This window comes from Paraniabella aurantiaca (genome assembly GCF_050309965.1).
GTDB lineage: Bacteria > Bacteroidota > Bacteroidia > Chitinophagales > Chitinophagaceae > Niabella.
The window spans coordinates 1783265-1809518 of sequence record NZ_JBLOSY010000001.1; the positions used below are offsets into that span (position 1 = coordinate 1783265).

General features: G+C 41.3%; 23 protein-coding genes. 17 read left to right on the plus strand and 6 right to left on the minus strand.

The annotated features are described in order from the left end of the window. Positions 1–68: 68 nt before the first annotated feature. Positions 69–1235, plus strand: coding sequence for an ABC transporter substrate-binding protein (locus ACLOAU_RS07680; RefSeq protein WP_427861275.1), 1167 nt, complete (start codon positions 69–71; stop codon positions 1233–1235). On the opposite strand, the gene ACLOAU_RS07685 is transcribed toward ACLOAU_RS07680, so the two are convergent. Then, positions 1232–1840 carry a hypothetical protein gene (locus ACLOAU_RS07685; RefSeq protein ID WP_427861276.1) on the minus strand — a complete coding sequence of 203 codons (609 nt, stop codon included), beginning with the start codon at positions 1838–1840 and terminating at the stop codon, positions 1232–1234. The two genes, ACLOAU_RS07680 and ACLOAU_RS07685, sit on opposite strands and share 4 nt — an antisense overlap. A 99-nt stretch (positions 1841–1939) precedes the next feature. Here ACLOAU_RS07685 and ACLOAU_RS07690 point away from each other — a divergent pair, with 99 nt between their 5' ends. The 3 genes from ACLOAU_RS07690 (at position 1940) to ACLOAU_RS07700 (ending at position 5655) form a co-directional block, all read left to right on the plus strand. After that, entirely contained in the window at positions 1940–3439 is a 1500-nt protein-coding gene (locus ACLOAU_RS07690) for a lipopolysaccharide biosynthesis protein (protein ID WP_427861277.1), read from the plus strand. A gap of 90 nt (positions 3440–3529) precedes the next feature. Beyond that, positions 3530–4507, plus strand: coding sequence for a GlxA family transcriptional regulator (locus ACLOAU_RS07695; RefSeq protein ID WP_427861278.1), 978 nt, complete (start codon positions 3530–3532; stop codon positions 4505–4507). 47 nt (positions 4508–4554) lie between these two features. Beyond that, complete coding sequence (locus ACLOAU_RS07700) at positions 4555–5655, plus strand: DNA topoisomerase IB (protein ID WP_427861279.1); 1101 nt, start codon at positions 4555–4557, stop codon at positions 5653–5655. 2 nt (positions 5656–5657) lie between these two features. Here ACLOAU_RS07700 and ACLOAU_RS07705 read toward each other — a convergent pair whose 3' ends face one another. Beyond that, entirely contained in the window at positions 5658–6128 is a 471-nt protein-coding gene (locus ACLOAU_RS07705) for a response regulator (RefSeq protein ID WP_427861280.1), read from the minus strand. Between the two features lie 68 nt (positions 6129–6196). Between ACLOAU_RS07705 and ACLOAU_RS07710 the strand changes: the two genes are divergently transcribed. The 7 genes from ACLOAU_RS07710 (at position 6197) to ACLOAU_RS07740 (ending at position 12647) form a co-directional block, all read left to right on the plus strand. Continuing rightward, on the plus strand, positions 6197–7303 hold the full coding sequence (locus ACLOAU_RS07710) for a ThiF family adenylyltransferase (protein WP_427861281.1): 1107 nt from the start codon (positions 6197–6199) through the stop codon (positions 7301–7303). An 8-nt stretch (positions 7304–7311) separates the two neighbouring features. Continuing rightward, positions 7312–7992: a hypothetical protein gene (locus ACLOAU_RS07715; protein WP_427861282.1), complete on the plus strand. Its 681-nt coding sequence runs from the start codon at positions 7312–7314 to the stop codon at positions 7990–7992. 8 nt (positions 7993–8000) lie between these two features. Next, a complete protein-coding gene (locus ACLOAU_RS07720) occupies positions 8001–10148 on the plus strand; it encodes a sensor histidine kinase (RefSeq protein WP_427861283.1) in 2148 nt (715 codons plus the stop codon). A gap of 19 nt (positions 10149–10167) precedes the next feature. Then, on the plus strand, positions 10168–11259 hold the full coding sequence (locus ACLOAU_RS07725; RefSeq protein WP_427861284.1) for a hybrid sensor histidine kinase/response regulator: 1092 nt from the start codon (positions 10168–10170) through the stop codon (positions 11257–11259). Between the two features lie 30 nt (positions 11260–11289). Then, positions 11290–11709 (plus strand): response regulator, encoded by a 420-nt coding sequence (locus ACLOAU_RS07730; RefSeq protein WP_427861285.1) that lies wholly within the window; start codon positions 11290–11292, stop codon positions 11707–11709. A gap of 77 nt (positions 11710–11786) precedes the next feature. Next, complete coding sequence (locus tag ACLOAU_RS07735) at positions 11787–12188, plus strand: MerC domain-containing protein (RefSeq protein ID WP_427861286.1); 402 nt, start codon at positions 11787–11789, stop codon at positions 12186–12188. Positions 12189–12221: 33 nt separating this feature from the next. Continuing rightward, positions 12222–12647, plus strand: coding sequence for a YybH family protein (locus ACLOAU_RS07740; protein ID WP_427861287.1), 426 nt, complete (start codon positions 12222–12224; stop codon positions 12645–12647). 7 nt (positions 12648–12654) lie between these two features. Here the strand turns inward: ACLOAU_RS07740 and ACLOAU_RS07745 are convergent, their stop codons facing one another. Next, a complete protein-coding gene (locus tag ACLOAU_RS07745; RefSeq protein ID WP_427861288.1) occupies positions 12655–12879 on the minus strand; it encodes a hypothetical protein in 225 nt (74 codons plus the stop codon). 180 nt (positions 12880–13059) lie between these two features. Between ACLOAU_RS07745 and rimP the strand changes: the two genes are divergently transcribed. From rimP to ACLOAU_RS07765, 4 genes are all read left to right on the plus strand, one after another. Then, positions 13060–13524: a ribosome assembly cofactor RimP gene (rimP, locus tag ACLOAU_RS07750; RefSeq protein WP_427861289.1), complete on the plus strand. Its 465-nt coding sequence runs from the start codon at positions 13060–13062 to the stop codon at positions 13522–13524. A 50-nt stretch (positions 13525–13574) separates the two neighbouring features. Further along, positions 13575–14822, plus strand: a complete 1248-nt coding sequence (nusA, locus tag ACLOAU_RS07755) for a transcription termination factor NusA (protein ID WP_427861290.1) — start codon at positions 13575–13577, stop codon at positions 14820–14822. A 78-nt stretch (positions 14823–14900) separates the two neighbouring features. Next, positions 14901–17846, plus strand: coding sequence for a translation initiation factor IF-2 (gene infB / locus ACLOAU_RS07760; protein WP_427861291.1), 2946 nt, complete (start codon positions 14901–14903; stop codon positions 17844–17846). Between the two features lie 159 nt (positions 17847–18005). Then, positions 18006–19388: a peptidylprolyl isomerase gene (locus ACLOAU_RS07765; RefSeq protein WP_427861292.1), complete on the plus strand. Its 1383-nt coding sequence runs from the start codon at positions 18006–18008 to the stop codon at positions 19386–19388. Positions 19389–19756: 368 nt separating this feature from the next. Here ACLOAU_RS07765 and ACLOAU_RS07770 read toward each other — a convergent pair whose 3' ends face one another. Next, on the minus strand, positions 19757–22126 hold the full coding sequence (locus ACLOAU_RS07770) for an efflux RND transporter permease subunit (RefSeq protein ID WP_427861293.1): 2370 nt from the start codon (positions 22124–22126) through the stop codon (positions 19757–19759). Positions 22127–22326: 200 nt separating this feature from the next. On the opposite strand from ACLOAU_RS07770, the gene recO reads away from it, so the two are divergent. Continuing rightward, positions 22327–23085 carry a DNA repair protein RecO gene (recO, locus tag ACLOAU_RS07775; protein ID WP_427861294.1) on the plus strand — a complete coding sequence of 253 codons (759 nt, stop codon included), beginning with the start codon at positions 22327–22329 and terminating at the stop codon, positions 23083–23085. Positions 23086–23089: 4 nt separating this feature from the next. Here recO and ACLOAU_RS07780 read toward each other — a convergent pair whose 3' ends face one another. Both ACLOAU_RS07780 and ACLOAU_RS07785 read right to left on the minus strand, forming a co-directional pair. Beyond that, positions 23090–23716, minus strand: coding sequence for an HPP family protein (locus ACLOAU_RS07780; protein ID WP_427861295.1), 627 nt, complete (start codon positions 23714–23716; stop codon positions 23090–23092). A 225-nt stretch (positions 23717–23941) separates the two neighbouring features. Then, the gene (locus ACLOAU_RS07785; RefSeq protein WP_427861296.1) at positions 23942–25087 is read right to left on the minus strand and encodes an amidohydrolase family protein; all 1146 of its coding nucleotides are present in this window, start codon (positions 25085–25087) and stop codon (positions 23942–23944) included. Positions 25088–25186: 99 nt separating this feature from the next. Between ACLOAU_RS07785 and prfA the strand changes: the two genes are divergently transcribed. Beyond that, entirely contained in the window at positions 25187–26251 is a 1065-nt protein-coding gene (prfA, locus tag ACLOAU_RS07790; RefSeq protein WP_427861297.1) for a peptide chain release factor 1, read from the plus strand. The last annotated feature ends 3 nt before the right edge of the window (positions 26252–26254 follow it).

A 26254-nucleotide genomic window follows, 5' to 3' on the forward strand; every position in this document is an offset into this window, starting at 1 on the left:
GATCATCTGTACCTGTATACAGGGTAAAACAGATGGCGTGAAAGGCAAGTAAACAAATAAACCTTACCATGAAGAAAACGCTTCTAAGTTTTTTAGCTCTTGTTGTTGTTTTTTCAGTTTTCGCGCAGCCGGTTACAAATGGTACCCGGCACAAGCTGGCGATATTTACACCTCTTTATATAGATGAGGCTTTTGATAATGCTGGCAGCTACAGGTATTCCGGTAAAACCTTTCCAAAGTCGTCTATAAATGGATTGGAGTTTTATCATGGTGCGGCGCTGGCCATTGACTCCCTGAACGCATTAAATATTCCCCTGGATGTATACATATACGATTCCAAGTCGAACAGGGAAACACTGGAACAGCAGTTTAGCAAATGCGCCGCCGATGGCGTAGAGCTGATTATTGCTAACTGCAGCCTTGCCGAATTAACGACCCTGGCAAGATTGGGGGCTGATAAAAAAATAACGGTACTAAATGCAACGGTGCCCAATGATGCTAATGCAACCAGCAATCCTTATTTCGTGGTATTGAATCCAACGATACAAACTCAACTGGAAGGATTGTATAATTACATGAAAAAGAATTATGCCGGGCGGCAGATAACGGTAATTACCCGAAAAACAAGTTCAGATTCGTATATCCGTTCGGTACTGGAAACATTGAATAAGTATTACAAAGATTCAGTAAAGATCCGCTTCCAGGAAGTTAACGACGATATTGCGTTGAAAGCACTGGGCACTACTACACAACCAACACAGACAGGATTATATGTAGTTGGTTCACTGGATACAGAGTTTGGAAGCAAAGTACTTAAGCAATTGGCCAGTAACATTAAAAACTATGCATCAGTAACTGTTATCGGCATGCCCACCTGGGAAAATATCGGTATTGCAAAGCCGGAGTATAAAGGTGTGGAAATTATTTATAGCACGCCCTTTTTCAATCCAAGGACAGATGCTGCCAGCCGGTCGATAAGTGAATATTACAAGAAGAAAATGTATGCCGCGCCCAGTGACCTGGTTTTCAGGGGTTATGGGCTTACCTACCGTTTCGGTCATTTATTGAACCGTTATGGAAAAGATATTAATACAAAACTTGCCGGATCGGAATACAGGACTTTCTTTGATATGGATATACAGCCAGATTACCTGAACGGCAAAATAAGCCACTATGAAAACAAGAAATTGTATTATTTGAAGTACCTCAATGGCACTTTAAAGTCGGTTAACTAGTTGGTTTTAGCCTTAAGATCGTCCAGCAGCATTTTTTGAGAGGCAATTATTTTTTGCTGAGTCTCCTGCTTCGCTTTATTAGCCTGCAGTTGCTCCTCCAGCTCCTTTTGCGTTTTTTGAAGGTCAGAAAGTGCATTTTCCTCATCCACCAGTATGGCTTCCTGTTTTCTGATCTCCATAATATCACTGCTTCGTTTTACGTTCGCCGTCATTTTTTCCAGGAAAGCCTTACCCCTGCTGGGGAGTTCTGATGCGCCTTCTATATCTCCCGATCCATGCATTATTAAGTATAAAGTTGTCTTTGGCTCTGATTTTTTACCATTCCCCTCCAGTTTAAAATAATAATCGAGCTTGCTTTTACTCACTTCATCAATTACAACATTGGGGTATAACCTGAACGACTCTTTGGTAAGGGTTCCTGTTAGTTGTTTATCTGCAAATTTAGCAAGCAATGCACTCTCCACAATCGTCTCTGGATAATCGTATACCATTACCAACGCAGGCTCTTCGGTTTTGCCGTTTTTTACTTTTCCTTCAAATGCCTGAGCTGAAATATTGGTAGCCCACATGCCCAATCCTGCTATTATTGCCAGTTGCTTCAACATAAAATGTATTTGAGTTTGAGAAATGATCTGCCGCAAAGGTATATTAACTCGCTGTTTTATTTTAAGTACTTTAAATTTGCATGAATAATTTTTTATCGTTTGAGCGGCATTAAGAAACTGGCAGGACAAACTATTTGGTATGGAGCAAGTTCTATAGCAGCAAGGTTTATTAATTACCTGCTGACACCTTACCTGATTTTGATGTTAGGCAAGGTTTGGTATGGAGAACAATCGTTGATCTATTCGTACATACCATTTATGAATGTGGTATTCACGTACGGAATGGAGACGGCCTTTTTCAGGTTCACACAAATTCAGGATAAAAAAACGGTATTCAACACTTCCAGTATTTCTTTGCTTTCTTCCTCCCTTTTGTTATCGATGCTCCTGATTGGGTTTCATGTGCCTATTTCCAGGATTCTGATGGTAGAGGCCCATCCCGAGTACGTTCTTTTAGCTTCAGGTATTATATTTTTTGATGCTTTGAGCACTATTCCTTTTGCAAAGCTCCGGCTGGATGGCAAACCCCGTAAATTCGCTTTTGTCAAGATCTCCGGGATTCTTGTAAATATGGGGTCGCTTTATTTCTTTTTAAGTATCTGTCCTCAGATAGCTAAAGAGAAGCCCGATAGCCTGATAGCTTTTTTATTTGATAAGGAGTGGCTGGTAGGATATGTGTTTGTTGCCAATCTTATTCAAAGCATTGTTACTTTATTATTGCTTTCTAAGGAGTTTTTTAGCTTTAATTTTAAGTTCGATAAGATTGTTTGGCGACAACTGGTATTATACGGTCTTCCCATAATGATTGCAGGATTTGCAGGCATGATCAACGAAACCTTCGATCGTATTATGTTAGGATGGTGGGCTCCCGTTAGCTCGGAAGATGCTGCAAAGGCCGAGGTAGGTATATACTCCGCCTGCTACAAACTTTCTTTATTAATAAGTTTATCTGTACAGGCTTTCCGAATGGGGGCAGAACCGTTTTTCTTTAAACAATCCACCAGTGAAAACGCCCCGCGAACCTATGCGCGCGTGATGAAGTTTTTTGTTATAACACTGTGCCTGATGTTTCTTTTCGTTATGCTGTATGTTGACTTGTGGAAATATTTTATAACCGACCACTCGATGTGGATTGGGCTGAAAGTGGTTCCCGTACTATTACTGGCGAATATGTTTTTAGGGATATATTATAATCTAAGTATATGGTATAAGCTGGGAAATAAAACTATTGCCGGAGCCTACATTACACTTATAGGAGCAGGAGTTACATTATTAATAAATTATTTATTCATCCCCGCTTATAGCTATGTTGCCTGTGCCTGGGCTACATTTGCCTGTTACGGTATCATGATGGTTGTGTCTTATGTATGGGGACAAAAGAACTATCGTATTCCTTACGCAAAGAATAAACTGATTGCATATATTATTATCGCCGTAATATGTTATGTGATTCACTATTTTGTGAAAGAGCAGTTCCCGGTATCCTGGGTGAACTACGGCGTAGCAACCCTATTATTCCTCCTTTATTTTTTATTTATTCTACGTGTTGAAAAACGTGAATTTGCCCAATTACCTGTCATAGGACAGTTTTTAAAGTAGCCTTTTCGGGAATCGCTCAAATAGTACTAATTTTCCGTATTCTATTTTTAAAACCTGACATAAATAAGTCAGGTAACAAATCATTTGCGTATGAAAACGATCTATATTTTAGTGCCGGAACATGCTGTATTACAAGCTGTGGCCGATCCCCAATATTGTTTTAATACAGTAAATGAATTTCTGCAGGTAAGCGGGAACGGGCCGCTTTTCGATATTAAGTTGGTGGGTGCCCGTAAGCAGGTACAATTTAGTGGCAACCAGTTTTCTGTAACGGTTGATCAGTTGCTGGAAGAAACCGGAGTGGCCGATCTGGTTATAGCACCCGCACTTTTTGGAGACATGGAGAAAGCCGTAGCGGCCAATACTACAATGATCAAATGGTTGAATTGGCAATATCAGGAGGGTGCAGAAATAGCCTCTTTATGTGTCGGCGCTTTTTTGCTGGCTTCTGCAGGTTTGCTTAATGGTAAAAAATGCAGCACGCACTGGGGCTATATGAATGCATTCAGGGAAATGTTTCCTGAGGTGATATTGCAGGACGGCTCTATTGTTACAGAACAAAATCGCATCTATACCAGTGGAGGTGCTACATCTTACTGGAATCTTTTATTACACCTGGTAGAAAAATATACCGACCGGCAAACAGCTATCCTGGTGTCTAAATACTTTGCAATTGATATTGACCGGAGCAGTCAATCAGCATTTGCTATGTTTACGGCTCAAAAAAATCATAATGACGAGGAAGTGAAAAAAGCACAGGACTATATTGAAAAGAATATAGAAGAGCGATTAACCATAGATGATATTGCAGCAGTGGTTGCCCTGGGCCGCCGAAGCCTGGAACGCCGGTTTAAGCAGGCCACCAACAACTCGGTCCTGGAATACATTCAACGGGTAAAAGTAGAAGCGGCAAAGAAAAGCTTTGAAAGCAGCCGGAAAAATATCAATGAGGTAATGTATGATGTTGGCTATACGGATACAAAGGCATTTAGAACCACTTTTAAAAAGATCACCGGCCTTACACCTATTGAGTATAAAAACAAATATAATAAACTGGCCGTTGCCTGACGAACAGTAAGCATTGAATTGGCATTCTTTTTTCTATAGCTAGTTTGATGCAGATAGAAGTTGCTGATATAGTAGTAAATATTTCTCCGCAAAAGCTGGTAGATGTAATTAACGATGCAAAGGAAAGTGCCCGCATCGTTAAATTAACTTATGTAAGCGATTCTGATGAAGGAATTATCAGAGTGAAAAATGGAAAATCCTTTTCGTACAAAAAGGGGGGCAAAAAAATAGCTGACCAGGATACACTTTCCAGAATCCGAAGCCTGGTGATTCCTCCGGCATGGCAAAATGTTTGGATCTGCAGCCTGCAAAACGGGCATTTGCAATGCACAGGCGTGGATGTCATGGGAAGAAAACAATACCGGTATCACACCCTATGGAATGCGCTTCGTAAGGAAACAAAGTTTTACCGGTTGCTTCAATTCGGACAGGCATTAAAAGGTATCCGGAAAAAACTTTCGGCCCACTTATCCGGCCGCGATCTTTCCCGGCAAAAAGTACTGGCGGCAGTGGTAAGCGTTATGGATAAAACCGGCATACGCGTGGGGAATAATATATATGAAAAACTTTACGGATCATTTGGGCTCTCTACATTAAAAAATCAGCATATAAAAATAAACGGCAACAAGGTTCAATTTAGCTTTCGGGGTAAAAAAGGTGTTTATCAAAACATTTCTCTGAAAAGCGCACGCCTGGCAAAAATTATACAGCAGTGCAAAGAAATCCCGGGCAAAGAATTGTTTCAATACATAGATGAATCGGGCAACCGGCACAGTATCAATAGCGGTGATGTAAATGATTATATAAAGGAGATCTCGGGGGGTGAATTTACCAGTAAAGATTTTAGAACCTGGACGGGTACCGTAGATTGCATAGGCCAGTTTACTAAAATAGGCGGATTTGAAACACAGGCTGAAATGAAACGTAATACAATTGAGGCTATCGATTGTGTGGCGGCAACTCTGGGTAATACCAGGTCGGTTTGTAAAAGCCATTATATACACCCCCTGGTGTTAGCTATGTATGAAGACACCCGGTTGTTGAAGTATATTCAATCCGGCACATTAACTAAAACCGGCGGTGATCCCGCGCCGCTTGAAACTGTTCTTCTGAAAATTCTCAGAAAAGAAAAAATGAATGTAAAGTAAACTCAGGATAGCAGGTTTTGACGGAGTAAAAACTCTAACTGCTCGTTGGTTGTAATCAATTTTTCTGTAAGCTGCTCTTTATTCTTACTATTAGTATAGATTTTTAATGCATTTTCTATAGTTTCGCGAAGCTCGTCCTCAGACCAGGGCTTTTGAACATACTTGTAAACAGACCCTTTGTTAATGGCATCGATAACGGCATTAATATCTGTATAGCCCGTCAGCAAAATTCTTGGAATTGCAGGATGATCTTTAATAATGGATTCGAGAAATTCAATCCCCGTTGTCTCAGGCATTCTCTGGTCTGTTATAATCAGGTGTATCGTGTTTTCATCCAATATAGTTTTACCTTCTTTTGCAGAAAGAGCAGTAAATACATTGTATGATCTTCTGAATACTGCGCGAAAAGAGTTAAGGTTATGTATTTCATCATCAACATACAAGATATTCTTATAAATATTGTTTTCTGCCATATAAAAAACTATATATTGTTAAAATTCTGTTCTATATTTATATCCTGCTAAATCATCAAAACAAAACCATGCTTTTAGGCTATCGGGCTTCTGAACAATACAATAGTTATTACAAACCAGTATATTACAGATTGGCAGAGAGCGGTGGGCAAGAGAGGCTGAAAGAGCTTTTGTCACAAACCCCGTCCATACAAATATACGATACTATTGAAAGTCAATTATCAGAATTAGCAAAAATAAATAATCCTCAGAAACAGCTAACTGCGGATGAATACAAGGCTGAGGTTGCCCGTTATCTGGATGGGAAAGACCCCGATAACTATGGTGTGTGGGTGTATTATCCCTGGTCGCAAAAATTGGTTCACCTGCTTGATGAAGAAGAGTTTGTACAGGTAAGAACCAGCAGGAATCTTTACAAGATTAAACCTGAAGAGCTTGAGATTCTCAAAACAAAAAAACTGGGTATTATAGGCCTATCGGTAGGCCAATCGATTGCTATGACCATTGCCACCGAACGGATTTGCGGTGAACTGTACCTTGCAGACTTCGACACAGTTGAATTATGTAATATGAACCGGTTAAGTAATTGCAATGTATATAACCTGGGCGCCTCTAAAGCGGTTATAACAGCGCAAAAAATTGCGGAACTGGACCCCTTTCTTAAAGTGACCTGTTTTACAGATGGGATTACTGCAGATAATATTGATTCCTTTTTAGGAGAAGACAGCGCTCAGCTGGATATATTGATCGAAGAGTGTGATAGTATAGATGTAAAGATACTAAGCCGGGTGAAAGCCCGTGAAAAGGGCATTCCCGTAGTTATGGATACAAATGACCGCGGGATGTTAGATGTGGAGCGTTTTGACCTGGAGCCCGAAAGACCGCTTTTTCATGGTAATCTGAATGAAGAAGGGATCGATTTAACGAAATTAAAAGACCTCACAAGCCAGGAAAAATTACCTATGCTGGATGCAATGGTAAACCTGTCGGCCCTCTCCGACAGGATGAAATATTCGCTTGGTGAAATGGGAAAAACTATTAATACCTGGCCACAGTTAGCCTCTTCTGTGGTGTTGGGTGGTGCAATGGTTACTGACACCTGTAGAAGGATTTTGCTGTCAGAAACAACTAGTTCCGGAAGATATTATATCGATTTTAAGGAATTAATTAAATAAAATGCTGAGTGGAAGTAGCTATCAGAGCCTTTAAAGCCACAACGGATCCCGAAACCTGCCTTAAGTTTATCGAAGGGCACAGGCGTCTTTTGGAAGCCCATTTCGGGGTTGCGAAAATTACCTCGAGCAATACGAGCTGGATGCATCATGAAAATACGTTCGTGGTGGTGGCTGAAAGCCTGGACCGCGAGAAAATATATGGCGGCGCAAGGGTTCAGGTAGCGGATGGCGTGCTTCCCCTGCCTATTGAAACTGCAATCGGGCAGTATGATCCTTCCATTCATCAGCAGGCGTCGCCCGGGACTTCAGAAATATGTGGTCTGTGGAATTCAATGGAGGTAGCAGGCCTGGGTATTGGAAGTATTTTCATGGCACGTGTAGGAGTGGTAGTAGCGATGCAATTGAATGTTGAAAAGATATTTTTCCTTTGTGCACCGGTTACCGTACGTATTGGAAAACGAATCGGCGGCCTCGTTGAAACTTCGTTGGGAGATAAAGGCAATTTCTTTTACCCCAAAGACGATTTCGTTGCTACCGCAATGGTTATTAACGATAGCAAAACTCTTGTGAACGCCGATGAAAAAGAGCGGAAAAAGATTTTCGAACTCTTCGAAAATCCCCAACAAAGCCGCATAACAGAAACCGGACCCAAAGGGGAACTTCTGGTAGATTATTTATTAAAAGTATAAGGCTCCCGATGCGTATTTATTTTTTCCTTATTTATTTTTTATATGCAGGTATAGGTTTGTATGCACAAGCCCCGCTGAAAATTAGCGATGAGGGAGCGCTATACGGCGTAGTTAAAGATCATATTCAGTACCTGGAAGACAAGACAAACACCCTGTCAATAAATGAAGCGGCTGCCAGTCCGTTCTTAAAAAGCCCTTCGGATGTACCGGGCTTTTTTGTTTCCGCCTCCTCCTTCTGGGTTAAGTTTATTATTGAGAATAACACAGATGATCCAAACCTGATTATTAACCTGGAGCACGCTACAATTGATGATGTAGTCTTATATTATAAAGATGAAGCATCCGGTCATTTTGATTCAATGGCCCTTACAGAAGCTAAACCTTTTGTAAACCGGAAGTATAATTATCAAACTTATATGTTTGATGCACAGGTGAAAAAGGGCGAACAGAAAACCTTTTTCATAAAAATGAGGGCCTCTGAGCAGCTGCTCATACCCATTACAGTAGGACATGTAGAAAGAACATTTGAGAAAATAGCCACCAACGACCTGATCTTCGGGCTCTATATCGGTTTGATATTGGTTATGGTACTATATAACCTGTTCCTGTTTTTTTCTACCAGGGAAAGCAGCTATTTCTATTATGTATTGTATATGGTGTTTGTGGGAGTAACACAGGCCCAGCTGCAAGGTTATACTTTTCGGTTTCTTTGGCCCGATACGCCGGCCATGAATAATTACGCAGCTTTTCTCGTACCATTTTTTAACGGGATAGCAGCGTTGGAATTCATACGTAACTTTCTAAATCTGAAAAGCGTATCGCGTCGCTTCAACAGAGGCATTTTCCTGTTTGAAGGATTTTATTGTATATCGTTGGTGCTGGGATTGATGGGAATGTTCAGGGGTGCCCAGATTGCTGTTCAATTAACCGCTTTTTGTACCGCTTTTTATGTGCTTGGCATTTGTTCGTTTTTGGCTGTAAAGCAAATTCATGGCGCCAAAACCTTACTCATCGCCTGGTCGATTTTCCTGTGCAGCGTGATTGTTTTTGTATTAAGAAACGTAGGTATTCTTCCTTATAATTATCTCACTTTTTATGCCCTGCAAATAGGATCTGCTGTAGAGGCAGTACTACTTTCATTAGCTCTGGCAGACCGGATAAATACTTACCGCCGTAACCAGGAGCTGGCCCGAAAAGAAGCTTTACGGGTTTCCCTGGAAAATGAACGGCTGGTAAAAGATCAGAATATTATTTTGGAGCAACAGGTGCACGAGCGTACACAGGAGCTGGAAGATGCAAATGAGAATCTGAATCATACACTCTCCCAGTTAAAAAATGCACAAAGTCAACTCGTAGAATCGGAAAAAATGGTGTCCCTGGGGCAGCTTACAGCTGGTATCGCTCACGAAATCAATAATCCTATTAATTTCGTAACCTCCAATATAAAGCCACTTGAGCTGGATGTATCTGACCTGCTCAGCGTGATTCAGAAGTATGAGGAAATAGACGTATCACAAAATGTGGAAGAGCAGTTTAAAGCTATCGACTCCTATAAGAAACAAATTGATCTGGATTATATCAACGAGGAAATTAAAACCTTACTGACGGGTATAAAAGATGGGGCTCACCGTACGGCAGAAATTGTAAGTAACCTAAAGAATTTTGCGAGAATAGATGAAGCCAATATAAAGTATGCTAATTTAAACGATGGCTTGCAGTCGACATTAATGTTGGTTAAAAACTCATTTCCTACAGATTTTGTTCTGAACAAAGAGTTTGGCAATATACCCGAAATAGAGTGTACGCCAGGTAAGATCAATCAGGTGTTTATGAATATTATTACCAACGGGCTACAGTCTATTATAGAGCGTCAGTCTTACAGTCCGGGCACAGGCATTTTAAACATCCGAACCTCTTCCGAAGATGGGCATGTTAAAGTATCGATCAAGGATAATGGTACCGGGATTAAGGACAGTGTACGTGAGAAAATATTCGAACCTTTCTATACCACAAAGCCGGTGGGACAAGGAACCGGCCTTGGAATGTCGATTGTAAAAGGCATTATAGATAGCCACAACGGCACCATAGAAGTGGTATCAAATTTTGGAGATGGTGCAGAATTTATCATAACTTTACCTGTAAAATATTTAGCCTGAGCGCTTTCAATATCTTTTTATGACCGTTATTAAAGTTTTATATGTTGATGATGAAGAGAATAACCTAAGCTCTTTTAAAGCAAATTTTAGACGGTTGTATGAAATATACACGGCAAGCTCCGGAGCGGGAGCTCTTGATATTTTGTCGCAGACGGAAGTGCATGTAGTGATTTCAGATCAACGCATGCCCGAAATGACAGGAGTAGAGCTATTTAAAAGAGTCAAAAAATTATACCCTGAGCCCATCAGGATATTGCTTACAGGATATACTGATATTGAAGCCCTGGCTGAAGCTATTAATGAGGGCGATATTTATCGGTATATTACAAAGCCCTGGAATGAAATTGAGCTGAACAATGGTATTCAGAACGCCTATGACGTTTTTAAAACCAGAAGAGAGCTAAAGGATAAGGTGGTGGAACTGGAGAAAACGAATGACGAACTCAACCGTTTTATTTATAGTATTTCTCATGAACTGAGAGCGCCACTGGCCTCTGCCCTTGGAGTAATTAACCTTGCCAAGCTGGATAATGTTTACAGCGAATCAGAAAAGGGCCATGAATATTGGGGATTGATAGAAGACTGTTGCGCCCGCCTGGATTATAATATTACCAGTACTTTACAGTATTACAAAAATAGCCGGTACAGTACCATAAAAGAAGAGGTCGATTTTCAGAAGCTCGTTAACGACCTGATAGTGGTGCATAAACTAGCTAACAATGTAGAAGACAAAATAAAGTTTGAAGTAAATATTGATCAGCCCGAAAGATTTGTAGGTGATGTTTTTCGTATTGAGATTATTATTGGCAATCTCATCTCAAATGCGATAAAATACCAGAATCCTGATGAAGAGAATAAGTTGATCCGGATAGACGTAAAAGTAAACCGCCTGGATGCTATTATTAGCATTGTCGACAATGGCCTGGGTATACTCAATGATCACTTAAATAAGATATTCAATCAATTCTTCAGGGTGCATAACCAAAAGGGAACCGGGCTGGGACTCTTTATTGTGCGGGAAGCCTTAGCTAAACTGGACGGGAAAATTTCTGTAGAATCGGTGGTGAATTCCGGAACAAAATTTACTTTACGCATACCCAACGAATTATAGATTCATCCTCTAATACCGCGAAATCTAATAATGGCGTCATTACAAACACCTAATTTGCTCATTATCATCGACGACAGCTCGTTCGATTTACGGATCAATTCGGGCATTGCCAGCCATACCAAACTTTTCAAACAAATTGTATGTTTCTCTTCGGCCGAAGCTGCATTGGATTTTCTTGCTGAGAATATCAACAATCCCGAAATCTTTCCCCATATCATTTTTCTCGACATTCAAATGCCTGAAATGGATGGCTTCGAATTTTTAGAACGATATGATACCTTTCCTAACGAGTTCAAAGCACAGAGCCATGTTATTATGATCTCCTCAACAGACGATTTAAGAGATATCGTCAGGGCCGAGTCGGACAGAAATGTAGTAAAGCTTCTGAAAAAACCGCTCCAGATCGAAGAATTAAAAAAACTTGTCGCAAATATTTATAAGCATCAGTAAGCCAGAATCTCAGGGGAACAAAATGCTGCCAAATTAATATTTGCAACATTGTTGCTTTTTTTTATCTTTGCAGCTGAATGAAAAATAGAATTAATTGGGACGCATTGGGTATTACTACTTCTGTATTATGCGCTATCCATTGTGCAGTGCTTCCTTTATTTTTGGCTGCGCTGCCGATGTTCGGGGTAAATATTATCGAAAACCTTGCGTTTGAAATAGGAATGATCGTTTTGGCATTCGTAATCGGGTGCTACGCATTGTGGCATGGCTATAAATGGCATCACCACAGTAAAACGCCATTAATACTTTTTTCAATAGGTATATCCTTCCTGGTGCTTAAGCAGGTATTTCTAACCTATCATACTATTTTGCTGATTCCTGCGGTTATATTAATAGTGGCAGCACACCTGATCAACTACCGGTATTGCAGGGTGCATAATCATGCGCATGATACAGATTGTAATCATGATCACTATTAACCCAAACAGCGTATCTTTCCTGAAACATAAATTATGAAACGTTTTCTGATGGTTATGGTTTTCGGAGTAATGACTATCGCCGTATTGGCGCAGTCAGACCAGGAATCGGCGATCAGGCAGATTCTTGCAAAGCAAACGGAAGCCTGGAATAAAGGAGATATCAACGCCTTCATGCAAACGTACTGGAAGAGCGATTCACTGGTTTTTGTTGGAAAAAATGGTGTTACTTACGGTTGGCAAAACACGCTCGACAATTACAGGAAAGGCTATCCCGACAAAACGGCCATGGGACAGTTGAAGTTTACCATTATCAGGATTGAGTCTTTATCTGGTCAGGTATATAATGTAATCGGGAAATGGCACCTTACACGTACAATTGGCGATCTGCAGGGACATTATACCCTTATTATCAGGAAGATTAACGGTAAATGGCTCATCGTTCAGGATCACTCCAGTTAAGGAAAGGCTACTTTACTTCTTCGAACTCAATGTATTCACCTACTTTTTCCTTAGGCGTTTCGATATTTTGAGAAGCTGTTGAATGGTTTTGAGTCTCGCGTTGTTCAGCCATGTTCCGAAACTGCTTTTTTAACCGGCTGGTAGTTTTATAAACAGGCCAGATGACCTTTACAAACAGGTTATAAAAGATCCACAAAAAAATACCTAAGAAAATAAAACCTATCGCGCTCATTATGAAAAACTTTGTTTACTAAGGTAAACGGTCATTTGGCTAAAATGTTTTACCGCAAGCCCATCAATAATTAAATTAAAGTTAACGTAACATTTTTAATAAAAAAATCTTAACTTTGCACAAGATTTTGAGAAAAGGGAACGGTGGCGTTCCCTTATTTATTTTACCGGCATACACAACATGGAAGCTGTAATTCAAAGAGTTGAGAAACAAATTCAGGATATTTTGGCTGCAAATCCTGAGCATTTTTTGGTTGAGATAAAAGTAAAACCCACCAACAATATCAAAGTTTTTATTGATGGCGATAACGGGATTGGAATAGGTGACCTGGTTAAATATAACCGTGCTTTGTATAAAGAACTCGAAGAAGCTGCACTGTTCCCCGAAGGTGATTTTTCTCTTGAGGTATCGTCTGCCGGGTTGGGAGAGCCGTTAAAAATGCACCGCCAGTATGTAAAAAATCTGAACCGGTTTGTAGAAGTAACACAGCTGGAAGGACACAAAACAGAAGGAGTGCTTACTGCGGTAGATGAAACAGGAATAGTGGTAGAAGAAACGGTTGGAAAGGGGAAAAAAGCCGAAATAGTGAAACACACTATTGCTTTTAGTGATATTAAATCAACTCAAATTCAAATTAAATTTTAAATATGTTTTACCCAAACAGGTAAAACGCAATACTTAAATTATGAATTGCTATGGCAAGTATTAATCTTATAGAAGCGTTTCAGGACTTTAAAGACGCGGAGAATATTGACAGGCCCACGATGATGAAAGTAGTGGAAGACGTTTTCAAAACACTGCTTCGCAAAAAGTATGGCAGCGATGACAATTTTGATGTAATCGTGAACGCAGAGAAGGGGGACCTTGAAATTGTACGTCACCGTACTATTGTAGAAGATGGAGAAGTGGAAGACCCACTGGCACAGGTGGCTTATTCTGAAGCGATAAAGCTTGAACCGGATTATGAAGTAGGCGAAGATTTATACGAGGAGATTGATTTGATTGACTTTGGTCGCCGTGCGATCCTTGCTGCCAAGCAAACCCTGGCTGGCCGTATCAGCGATTTGAAAAAGAATGTACTGGCTAAGAAGTATGAAGATAGAATTGGTGAGATCATAAGCGCGGAAGTATACCAGGTTTGGAAAAAAGAGATTTTATTATTAGATGAAGAAGGAAATGAGTTAATTCTTCCCAAAAGCGAGCAAATTCCGCAGGATTATTTTAAAAAAGGAGAAAATATCAGGGCTGTTGTAACCCGTGTCGATCTAAAAAATAATAACCCGGTAATTATATTGTCGAGAACTTCTCCGGATTTTCTTGCCAAATTGTTGGAAATTGAGGTGCCGGAGATATTTGATGGTTTAATCGTCATCAAAAAAATTGTAAGGGAGCCGGGAGAAAGAGCTAAAGTAGCAGTAGAATCTTATGATGACAGGATTGACCCGGTGGGTGCCTGTGTAGGTATGAAAGGTAGCCGTATCCACGGTATTGTAAGAGAATTGAAAAATGAAAATATTGATGTGATTAACTGGACCAGCAATACCCAGTTATTAATACAACGGTCGCTTACACCGGCGAAAATAACCAGCATGAGTTTAGACTCGGAAGGTAAGCACGCCAGTATTTATCTGAAACCCGACCAGGTATCACTGGCGATCGGGAAGCGCGGAGCTAACATTAAACTGGCTTCTGAACTTACCGGTTATGAGCTGGATGTGTACAGGGATACTGAAGATGAAGAAGAAGAGTTTGATGTGGACCTGGAAGAGTTTAGTGATGAAATTGACGGATGGGTAATTGATGCACTGAAGAAAATTGGTTGTGATACAGCCCGCAGTGTAATGAGAATGTCGCCGTATGAGTTGGAAAAAAGAGCCGACCTGGAGAAAGAGACCGTAGAGGATATAAGAAAAATATTGCAGGAAGAATTAGAAAGAGAATAACCCTTAAGGGCAACAATATTTTGTGAGAATGGTAAATTAAAAATTGTCCCGGGAGGGCAATTGGAGAGAAAATTTTATATGTCAGAAATCAAACTTCCAAGATTATTACAAGCAGCTAAAGAATTTAACATTGGGCAGGATACGCTCGTTGATTTTCTTGTTGGCAAAGGCTTTCCGAAAGACGATTTAAAACCGTCTTCGAAGCTAAGCGAAGCTATGTATGCGGCGCTGCAACAGGGATTTCAGAACGATAAAGCTGCCAAGCTAAAAAGCAGCCAGGTTGACCTTCCAAAAGGAGTGGGCAACGAGGCTAAAAAACGCAAGGAAGAAGAAGAACTGGTACCAAAGAAAGAGCCGGCTAAAACGGAGACTGTTGTTGAAGCACCTCCTGTTGTGGAAGCTGAGCCTGAAGTTGAAGTAGCTCCTCTGGAGCCAACGCCTCAGCCAGAACCAGAACCCCAGCCGGAACCAGCACCTATGCCTGAGCCAATAGTAGAAACACCTCCTGTTGTGGAGCCTGCTCCTGAGGCAGAAGTTGTTACGCCGGAGCCGGAAAAGGAAACGAATATTATTAAAATTGGTGCGCCTGAAATTGAAGGCCCGAAAATTTTGGATAAGATTGACCTGTCTGCTCTTGAGAAATCAACCAGGCCCAAAAAACCTTCAGCACCACCGGTGGTAGAAGAAAAGCCTGTAGTAGAGAAAGAAGCGCCGGTACAAGAACCTGTACAGGAGAAAAAGCAGGAAGATCCCGCTCCTGTTACACCGGTAGTACCCACGCCAACACCTGCACCGGTTGCTGAACCCGAACCAGAAATTACTAAAATAAAGGCCGACAGAATTGAAGGCCCTAAAATTTTAGGCAAGATTGAACTGCCGGTAGATAACGATACAAGACCTAAGCGTGATGAGAAAAGGAAGCGCAAGCGTATTCCTATTGAGAAGAAAGAGGTGAAACCAGATCCCGCTGCCAAAAAGCCATTCCAGCAAGGCGGTGGCGGTAACAGGGATCAGCGTGGCAATAATAATAATAACAATGCCGGAGGCGGCGGCTTCAGAGGTGGAGACAGAAGACATCATCAACACCCCAGAGAAGAGAAGCAAATTGACGAAAAAGCGATCCAGGATAAAATACGCGAAACCCAGGCTAAATTGAGTGGCGGCGGCAATAAGCAGAAATCGATGAGAGCCAAAGCGCGTAGAGATAAGAGAAATGAGGCGGAAGATGCAATGAATATTGAAGCCGGCGATAATAAATTACAGGTAACTGAATTTATTAGTGTGAGCGAGTTAGCCAGCCTGATGGACGTAAGCTTTGCAGATGTGATCAGCAAATGTATGGGCTTAGGTATCATGGTATCTATTAACCAGAGACTTGATGCAGAAGTTATTGAGCTGGTAGCGAGCGAGTTTGGCTATGATGTAGAGTTCATCGACATGGAAAAACAAATGGAGATGGAGGATGATGAGGATGAAGAAGATGACGCAGAAAGCCTGAAACCTCGTAGCCCTATCGTAACTATCATGGGTCACGTGGATCATGGTAAAACATCATTGCTTGACTATATCCGTAATGCGAATGTGGTAGCGGGTGAGGCCGGCGGTATTACCCAGCACATTGGTGCGTACCGTGTTCAGGTAGGTGAAGGACGCGAAATTACATTCCTCGATACGCCGGGTCACGAAGCCTTTACAGCTATGCGTGCGCGTGGTGCCAAGGTTACTGATATTGCAGTTATAGTTGTAGCAGCCGATGATGCGGTGATGCCTCAGACAAAAGAGGCCATCAGCCACGCACAGGCAGCAGGCGTACCAATGATATTTGCGGTAAACAAAATCGATAAAGATGGCGCCAACCCAACTAAGATCTACGAGCAGCTATCTCAAATGAATATTTTAGTAGAAGAGTGGGGTGGTAAATTCCAAAGCCAGGAGCTTTCGGCCAAACAAGGGCTGAATATTGATAAGTTACTGGAGAAAATATTGCTGGAAGCAGAGTTACTGGAATTGAAAGCCAACCCTGAAAGAGAAGCTACCGGAACTATTATTGAGGCATCATTGGATAAGGGCAGAGGATTCGTAGCAACCCTCCTGGTTGAGAATGGTACTTTAAAGCAAGGAGACTTGGTAGTGAGCGGACAGTACTTTGGTCGCGTAAAAGCCATGTTCAACGAACGTAATAAAAGGCAGGATACTGCAGGACCTTCTGCACCAGCCGTGATACTGGGTTTAAATGGTGCGCCGCAGGCTGGTGAGAAATTTAAAGTATACGAAGACGAGTCTGAAGCTAAAGATATAGCCAACCGCAGGGCGCAGATTCTCCGTGAGCAGGGTATGCGTACCAAGAAACACATTACGCTGGATGAGATCGGACGTCGTCTGGCATTGGGTAACTTTAAGGAGCTGAACATCATTATTAAAGGTGATGTGGATGGTTCGGTAGAGGCACTGAGTGACTCCTTACAGAAACTTTCTACAGAAGAGATCCTGGTTAACGTAATACATAAAGGTGTAGGTCAGATCAATGAAAGTGATATTGTGTTAGCAGAGGCTTCTGATGCAATTGTGATCGCCTTTAACGTAAGACCTTCTTCCCAGGCTTCAAGACTGGCAGATAATGCCGGTATCGAGATTAAGATGTACTCGGTAATTTACCAGGCTATCGACGAAGTGAAGAGCGCGATGGAAGGTATGATGGAGCCAACGGTGAAAGAAAAGATTACTGCGAATGTTGAAGTAAGAGAGGTGTTCAAGTTTGATAAAGCTACAGTGGCAGGTTGCGTGGTGTTAGATGGAAAGATCAAGCGTGATAATAAGGTGAGATTGATACGCGACGGTATTGTGATTTACCCGATTGGTGAAAACGCGGTGGCGGAACTGGGCTCTCTGAAACGCTTTAAAGATGATGCGAAAGAAGTGCTGACGGGTATGGAGTGCGGTCTTACTATCAAAAATTACACGGATATTAAGGTAGGTGATATCGTAGAGTCTTACGAACTGGAAGAAATAAAGAGAACATTGTAATAACAATGGGGAGTGGTGAGTAGTAAGTAGGGAAATAGAATATATATAGCTTCACCTACTTACTGCTGGCTATTCCCCATTTACTTTTTCTTAAACAAACTTTTGTTAAATGCACTCTTCAGCTTCAATATTGTATGGGGGGCTGATTAATTTTGAGCTATGATCAAATATTTTCTTGCGGGTTTATTTGCTATAACCCTGAGTGTAACTGCTTTTTCGCAGGGAAAATCACAAAAACTGGTGGTTGATAAAATTTTAGGAGCTGTCGGGGACAGGATCATTTTACAATCAGATATACAAAATGCTATTTTGGATGCATCACGTAATGGCGATCAACTTCCCGAAGGCGCTGCCTGTTCCATTCTGGAGCAGTCTCTGATATCTAAAATCCTGGCTTTGCAGGCGGAGCGGGATTCGCTCCCGGTAAGTGATGAGGAGGTAGAGGCGAACCTCGACATGCGCGTGCGTGGGTGGGTAATGCAGTTTGGTAGTGAGCAGGCAGTAGAAGATGTGGCAGGCAAAACTATTTTCCAGCTAAAAGACGACTCCCGCCACATGATTAAAGAGCAGATGTTATCTAACAGAATGAAACAGAAAATAGTAGAAAATGTACATATCACCCCTACAGAGGTAAAAGCATTTTTTGACAGGGTGCCCTCGGACAGTGTACCATTTCTGGAGTCTGAACTAGAGATAGGCCAGATTAATGTATACCCTAAAGCTGCTAAAGAGGTGGAAGATTATATTTATAATGAGATGATGAACTACCGGAAGCAGATTGAAGCAGGAACATTAAGTTTTGAAGCAGCCGCAAAAAAATATTCAGAGGACCCGGGTAGTCGTGACAGAGGCGGTGCTTATGAAGTAAACAGGAATGATAAGGATCAGCTCGATCCTGTATTTCTCTCCACAGCATTCAGGCTGAAAGCAGGCGAATTGTCGATGCCGGTAAAATCAAATAAGTTCGGGTACTTCCTTATACAGTCAGAAAGCAGGCGTGGCGATAATGCTAAAGTGAGAATGATATTGAGAATACCTCCTGTAACTAAAACCGAATTGGATGCGGCGAAAATCAAATTAGACTCTGTGAGAACAGAGATCGTTTCAGGAAAGATATCTTTTAAAGATGCGGCCTACAAGTATAGTGAAGATGAGGCGGTAAAAAGCTATGGTCCTTTTGTTTTAAATCCCGATGGATCTACTTATGTACATATAGATCAGTTACCTGATAAAGATATGGTGCAGGCTTTAGCAACATTGAAAGAGGGCGACTACTCTCAACCTTTAACTTTTACTAATGAACAAGGTAAGCAGGGTGTAAGAATTTTGTACCTGAAGTCGAAAACAGAACCACACAAAATGAACCTGAACGACGATTATAATAAAATTGCCAGCATGGCTTTAGAAACAAAAAAGCAAAAAGCGCTGGATGATTGGTTAACTAAGAGAGTGCCAACTTTCTATGTTTTGGTAGACCAGGAGGCGGCGGCTCAATGCCCTAATTTGCAAAAATACGAGGCCACCAGCAGCAGGGGGTTCTAATAGAAAGTATTTAGATGAATATGTTACAGGTTGATGGGTTAATCTCATCAACCTGTTTTTTTGATAGAGAATGGTCTTCTGAATAAAATATGCCGCAATTTGTACTCCGTTGACGATCAGCGAAGCCAATAGAAAAACCCAGTGAATACCCGGTGATCTTTTTGCTAAAGTAAAATGCTGGTTTAATATTCAGTCACCTTCTCCTGATAAAGTGCAGCTTTACTTTTCCCATATAATCACCTTAAAAAACATTAAGGAATTGAGGAACATTAAGAATGAAGGTTTGTACGGGCCTTTGAACTTAATAATCTTAACCCTTAATGGTTTTTTATATTGTAAACTGTTAAAATATGAGAAATGAAATATGTTTACTTTTTATCCTTTTTCTTAGAAAAACTAATCAATAATGCCGGTAATAAAATAAGGTTGGTAACAGTAGCGGTAATCAACGTTATTGATGTTAGCCAACCTAATGCTTCGGTACCTCCAAAACCACTGAAACAAAAAATGACAAATCCCGCAATTAATACTAAAGAGGTATAGATGATACTGATACCGGTGCTATGTATGGTTTGTATAACCGTGCTTTGCACATCGTTATCATGATAGGTCAGCTCCTGCTTATAATTAACCAGAAACCGGATGGTAATATCTATTGCGATACCCAGGGCTACACTAAAAATAAGTACGGTACTGGGCTTAAGCGGTACACCGGCCCAGCCCATAATACCCGCGGTAATAACCAAAGGGATAATATTAGGAATTAAGGAACACAACAGGATGCGAAACGACTTAAACAGGTACAGCATACAAAGAGCTATCAATAAAAAAGCCCAGAAAATGCTTTCCTTCAGTCCGTTAATGATAAAGCGACCACCTTCTAAAAAAGCAATGCTGCTACCGGTAAGTGAAACATTGTATTGATCTTTCGGAAATATTTCATTGGCTCTTTTTTCTATGCCCGCTAAAAGACCTGGCAATGCATGGGTACCTACATCGGCCATGTTTACACTTAGCCTGGCTTCCTGCTTGGCACTATCCATAAACCGGGACACCAGCTTAGTAAACGAATCATCGCTTCCGCTACTGTCGCCAGGGCTGCTGGTTTTCATATTCAGGTATTGGGCCAGGCCAGGTAAATCAAATTCTGAAGGCATCGAATAATTGGCGCTATCCCCATCATAAAATGCCTGTTTGGCAAACTTCAAACCTTCTACAAGACTCAGGGGCCGCGCTATTTCTGGTCTCGAAGACAGATATTGCGTAAACGAATCAATCTTTACCAGGTTCTTAAAGTTTCTGGTTACCCCAAATTTCTTTTTAGTGTCTATAACGATCTCTAAAGGCATAACTCCCTTAAAGTTCTTTTCAAAAAACTTCAGGTCAGTATAGATCTTATCGGTTTTGGGTACATCATCTACCATGTATGCATTGCTTTGTAATCTGAACGTACCAGCCGCGGCAATTACCACAACGATAACTGTCACTATATAAATTAGTTTTCTGTGCGCTAAAGACCATTTTTCCAAACGGTCCAGCCAGCGGTTCAGTCTTTGGTTATTCAGGTATTTGGTATGCTTTTCCTTTGGAGGAGGTAAAAAGTATAGCACAATAGGAATCAATACCAGCGATATAAAGAACAACAGCATGATATTGATACCTGCCACTGCTCCAAATTCTTTTAATATAGCGCTCTTGGTTAATGCAAAAACTGCAAACCCGATAGCCGCTGCCAGGTTACAAAACAGCGTTACTACACCCATGCGGCTTACCATATCTACTATGGCGTTCCTTTTCTTCTGCTGAACCGGAACTTCATCACCTACATGAGACTGTTTTTTCCAGCTGGTATGGTATTTATTCAAAAAGTAAATACAGTTAGGAATACCAATCACCACTATTAATGGCGGTATTAAAGCGGTTAGCAGGGTAATTTTATAGCCCAGTATATGTATGGTACCTAAACAGAAAAGAACTCCAATGATCACCACACCCAAAGACAATAACATGGAACTTACTGACCTGAAGAAGAGCAACAATATAACCGCAGAAAGCAGGATAGATGCGGTGAGGAAATAACGCATTTCATTGGCTATACGTGTAGCCAGTACCGTTCGTATATAAGGCAGTCCGCTTAATTTTACTTCTACATTGGTTGCTTTTTCAAAATTGGCTATTTGAGCCGTTACTTCGTTAATGGTAGCATCTCTTTTCTTCGAGTTAATAATTTCTGGGTCCATGGTTAATCCCATCAAATAGGCTTTGGACTCAGGGTTATACAGCAAGCCTTTATAAAATGGTAAATTGAGAAAACCGGCGGCCCCTTCATCAATTTGCGCCTGGTTGAGCGGTGTAGTGGTGAATATCTTTCTGGCCTGTAATTTTTCGCTAACCGAGTCTTTTACCAGGTTTACTGCACCGGGAATCGCTATAATATCAATAACGCCGGGTATTTTTTTAAGGTTATTCTGAAGCGAAACATAGGGATTAAAAACTTTTTCGGTAAAAAACTGGTCGGTTTGAACTCCTACAACCATCAGGTTACCATCCTGCCCGTACTTCTTTTTAAATTCCTGGTAAGCTATATTAACCGGGTGGTCGGTAGGAATAGCCCTGGTGAACTCATATCCCAATTCTGCTTTACTTCCCCAGTAAGCAAAGACGGCGGTAACGGCAGTTAGTAATATTAAAAGAACGAACCTGTATTTAATAATGGCTTTACCCAGCTTTTCCCACATAAAATATATTTATTGTGTTTTTTAGACGATGTTTAGTTTTTAAACTGTTGTTGTAAACAACTTCTATTGCGATATTGGCAAAGAAAAAGAAAAAACAATGCCAACACATAGTTTTTTTGAGAGATGTATCAGTAAGAGTACTATCAATTCTTTGACAACCCAATGATTAAAATTTACCTTGCAGTACTATTTTTTTATAATTGACGGATAAAATTCATAAAACGAAAGGCATCGTGCTTCGTACTGTTAAGTACGGGGAAACCAGCATCATTGCATCGGTGTACACCGAATTATTCGGGGTGCAATCCTATTTATTAAACGGCATACGCAGTGCTTCAAAGAAGGGAGGCTCCAGGATAGGTTTTTTTCAACCGGGAGCAATATTGGATATGGAAGTGTACCACAATGAATTTAAGCAACTGAATCGTATAAAAGAATACAGGTTTGCAACAGTGTACCAACAAATTTTTACTGATGTGCTTAAAAATGGCGTTGCGTCCTATATGGTAGAGCTATTAAGTAAATGTTTAAAGCAACCGGAAGATAATTACGGGTTATTTGCTTTTGCTGAAGACTGTCTTATAGCCCTGGACCAATGCGATGATAAGATAATGGCCAATTTTCCTGTTTTTTTTGCAGTACAGCTTACCCATTTTCTAGGTTTTTTACCCCAGGGTATAAATCCTGATATCGATCAGTCGGGCGAATGGGTATTTGACGTACAGGAAGGCATTTTTACCGATGCCCCGCTTTTTCACCATTTAAGTCTCGAAAAAAAATATGCCTCCATACTGGCTGAGCTTTTACAGGTGCGTCAACCGGGAGAGTTATCAGAAATCAATGCTAATGCAGAAGCCAGGCGTAAAATACTGGATTTGATGGAAGTATATTACAGCCTGCATGTACAGGATTTTGGCAATATGAGAACCCTCCCTATTTTGAAAGAGATTATGAGGTAGTGTGTTACCGCTTTCTGCGTTTCCGGTTTATTTTAGACATGACATGCCTGGTTGGTTGGGTTACCCATTTAAATGTGCGCGAGAAGCGTCCGTATGTCGGATACTTCCTGTTAGGCGTAAGATTATTAAAAATAAGCGCCACTAATAACAATATTAGCCCACCTGTTAAAACAGGCGATAATACATACCAATAGCCTAAGGCTTTTACCTTTTCCGACCCTATCACGGCAATCAAAGCGGTGGCGCCACCCGGAGGGTGAAGCGTTTTGGTTATTTGCATGGCTATGATCGAAAAAGCCACAGCCAGCGGAGCCGTTAGCCAAATAACCGGTGGACATAATTTGGCAATAGTTACGCCTAACAAGGCGGATATGACATGGCCACCTATCAGGTTCCTGGGTTGGGCCAACGGACTTTGGATACTTCCGTAAATTAAAACGGATGACGCTCCAAAAGAGCCGATCAGGAACAGGTTATCACTTTCTGAAAGCCTTGTTTGTAGCAGGGCAATAGTGCCAATTCCAAAAAAAGCGCCTAGAAAAGACCAGAAATGTTCTCTCCGGTCAATCAGTGTTTCCTTATATGCCACGTAGCGGGCAATTCTATATCCTCTTTTAATTTTTGCTTTCACGCTGCGAGTTCATTCTTCAGTGATTCGTTTTCCGGGGAGGCAAAGTTCCTGTTTCGAAACAGTTTGACCAAATATTGGCGATTAATGAAATGAAAAGCTTTGCTGCTGTGCCAATCAATACCCTTGCCTGCGTTTAGCTGATATATGAATAAAATATCCATTATCCGAGCTGGTATCGGGGGATTAACAACCGCCTTGTTTTTGAAAAGCAAGGGAGGCTAATAACTAATAAAGCCTGCGCGCCTCACTATTGATAATTTGCACCATCCCCGGCCGTTTACCTTTTTCAAAGCTACCATATTGATCCTCTATTTTTAGCGCTTTGGCGCCATTGCTGGTAGCCCATTGCAGCATTAGCTCCAACGGTATGTTGGAGTGAGCTTTACGCAGGGTCTGAATTTCTTCCCATATACTTAACTGGTGATTAGAGGCCAGGCTGTCGGTTCCCAACACCACAGCTGCTTCGTTTTTTATAAACATAGCTATATCAGGCAGTGCACGGCTGATGTATTGGTTAGCGTTGGGACATAAGCACCAGAATACTTTGTTGCCGGTTTGGCGGATAAAAGCAAGATCTTCTTTGGTTGTATATACGTTATGTACCAATAAAACCTGTTGCCGTGGCAGAAAACGATGAAAATAGGACTGCAGGCTGGTTTTCCCCGATGCGGTAAAACTGTCTGTATTTAACCCCATGGCCTTAAACATATCGGCAAATCCGCCGGTTTTTTGCTGGAACCATAGTGTTTCTTCTTCTGTTTCCTGGTTGTGGATCGATAGTAACCCATTATTATCGTGAGTAATTACTTTTTGCCATAACGGCTCCGACACTGAGTAGGGTGCATGCGGTGTAATGGATACCTGTTTGGGCCCAAATTGTTCGGCGAACCCGTTATATATATGCTGATAAGAATTAAAGTTTGAATCGGCTACCTGGGGATTAAAGCCCATGGCTTCAATAAAATTATGATAGTAAATAGCTCTTTTTTGTTTCTGCGCCAGCGTGTGTAGCGTATTGCTGATGTCGCCCACAGCTACTATCCCGTTTTGTAGCATGGCTGCTTCGGCAGCTTCAATGGCGGCAAGAATATCTGCTTCTGAAAAATTCCGTTTTTGCACTACTTGTCTTACAAATGCAGGCAAACCTGTATTTTCATCAATGTGACCTTTGAGATGGCTTAATTCGAGGTGACAATGGCAATTGATGAAACCCGGCGATAAAATGCCTTCTATTTTTTCAATATCGCTCCCGGCCTGGTCTAAGTCGATTATATTTTCCACTATTTCATCTTCCGACAGCACTAAAACCTGGCGCTCCCGGAAACGGTGTCCATCAAATAATAAATCTGCTTGTAACTTCTTAAAAGGCATCTTGTAAAATGATTTAACTTTGCACGCCCGAAGGAATTTATTCGAACGGGTATTGGTTCGGTATGGGCAGGTAGCCCGTGTAAAAGTAAGAGAATTTATATGTTAGATAAACTGGAAGCTATAAAGGCAAAATACGATCAGCTGGGCGTGGCATTAACTAACCCTGAAATTGTGAGCGACAATAAAAAATTTGCCGCTACCAGTAAGGAGTATCGTGGGCTGGAAAAGATCGTAAATGCGTATAAAGATTATACCAGGTTGCTGGATGATATTGACTTTAACAAGGAGGCCCTGAATGGCGACGACGAGGAATTGCGGGATTTGGCCAAGTTGGAAACCGCTGATTTGCAGGAGCGTAAAGAGGCGATGGAAGCAGCCATTCGCCAGCTACTGATTCCCAAAGATCCGCAGGACGGCAAGGATGTGATTATGGAGATCAGAGCCGGAACCGGTGGTGATGAAGCCAGCATTTTTGCCGGGGATTTATATAGAATGTACTTAAAGTATTGTGAGAAAAGAGGTTTTAAGGCCGCATTGCTTAGTGAGAGCGAAGGCACATCCGGCGGTTATAAAGAGGTGCAAATAGAGATAAGGGGAGATGATGTTTACGGCACTTTAAAATTTGAAAGCGGTGTGCATCGTGTACAACGGGTGCCGGATACCGAAACCCAGGGCCGTGTGCATACCTCTGCTGCTACAGTGGCTGTAATGCCCGAGGCCGAAGAAATTGACTTTGAATTACGCGAAGCGGATGTGAAAATGGAAACCTCCAGGAGTGGTGGCGCCGGTGGGCAGAATGTAAATAAGGTAGAAACCAAAGTAATGTTAACCCATATCCCAACGGGTACCGTAATAATTTGTCAAACAGAGCGTACCCAGTTAGGCAACAGGGAAAAAGCCATGCAGATGATGCGTACCAAATTGTACGAGGAAGAAGTACGTAAACAGGAAGAAGAAATTTCCCGCCATAGAAAAAGTTTAGTAAGCTCGGGTGACCGCAGTGCCAAGATCAGAACCTATAACTATCCACAGGGACGTGTTACTGATCACCGTATCAATTTTACTTCTTACAACCTGGATGCCGTAATGAACGGCGAAATACAGGAGTTTATTGATAACCTGCAGTTCGCCGAGAACTCCGAGAAGCTGGCTAAACAGGAGTAGTTA

Coding starts and splice junctions, on each gene's coding strand:
- ACLOAU_RS07725 (WP_427861284.1), top strand. CDS start 10,168: ATGACCGTTATTAAAGTTTTATATGTTGATGATGAAGAGAATAACCTA.
- ACLOAU_RS07765 (WP_427861292.1), top strand. CDS start 18,006: ATGATCAAATATTTTCTTGCGGGTTTATTTGCTATAACCCTGAGTGTA.
- ACLOAU_RS07695 (WP_427861278.1), top strand. CDS start 3,530: ATGAAAACGATCTATATTTTAGTGCCGGAACATGCTGTATTACAAGCT.
- ACLOAU_RS07680 (WP_427861275.1), top strand. CDS start 69: ATGAAGAAAACGCTTCTAAGTTTTTTAGCTCTTGTTGTTGTTTTTTCA.
- ACLOAU_RS07785 (WP_427861296.1), bottom strand. CDS start 25,087: ATGCCTTTTAAGAAGTTACAAGCAGATTTATTATTTGATGGACACCGT.
- ACLOAU_RS07705 (WP_427861280.1), bottom strand. CDS start 6,128: ATGGCAGAAAACAATATTTATAAGAATATCTTGTATGTTGATGATGAA.
- ACLOAU_RS07730 (WP_427861285.1), top strand. CDS start 11,290: ATGGCGTCATTACAAACACCTAATTTGCTCATTATCATCGACGACAGC.
- ACLOAU_RS07770 (WP_427861293.1), bottom strand. CDS start 22,126: ATGTGGGAAAAGCTGGGTAAAGCCATTATTAAATACAGGTTCGTTCTT.
- prfA (WP_427861297.1), top strand. CDS start 25,187: ATGTTAGATAAACTGGAAGCTATAAAGGCAAAATACGATCAGCTGGGC.
- nusA (WP_427861290.1), top strand. CDS start 13,575: ATGGCAAGTATTAATCTTATAGAAGCGTTTCAGGACTTTAAAGACGCG.
- infB (WP_427861291.1), top strand. CDS start 14,901: ATGTCAGAAATCAAACTTCCAAGATTATTACAAGCAGCTAAAGAATTT.
- ACLOAU_RS07720 (WP_427861283.1), top strand. CDS start 8,001: ATGCGTATTTATTTTTTCCTTATTTATTTTTTATATGCAGGTATAGGT.
- ACLOAU_RS07700 (WP_427861279.1), top strand. CDS start 4,555: ATGCAGATAGAAGTTGCTGATATAGTAGTAAATATTTCTCCGCAAAAG.
- ACLOAU_RS07740 (WP_427861287.1), top strand. CDS start 12,222: ATGAAACGTTTTCTGATGGTTATGGTTTTCGGAGTAATGACTATCGCC.
- ACLOAU_RS07735 (WP_427861286.1), top strand. CDS start 11,787: ATGAAAAATAGAATTAATTGGGACGCATTGGGTATTACTACTTCTGTA.
- ACLOAU_RS07685 (WP_427861276.1), bottom strand. CDS start 1,840: ATGTTGAAGCAACTGGCAATAATAGCAGGATTGGGCATGTGGGCTACC.
- ACLOAU_RS07745 (WP_427861288.1), bottom strand. CDS start 12,879: ATGAGCGCGATAGGTTTTATTTTCTTAGGTATTTTTTTGTGGATCTTT.
- ACLOAU_RS07710 (WP_427861281.1), top strand. CDS start 6,197: ATGCTTTTAGGCTATCGGGCTTCTGAACAATACAATAGTTATTACAAA.
- rimP (WP_427861289.1), top strand. CDS start 13,060: ATGGAAGCTGTAATTCAAAGAGTTGAGAAACAAATTCAGGATATTTTG.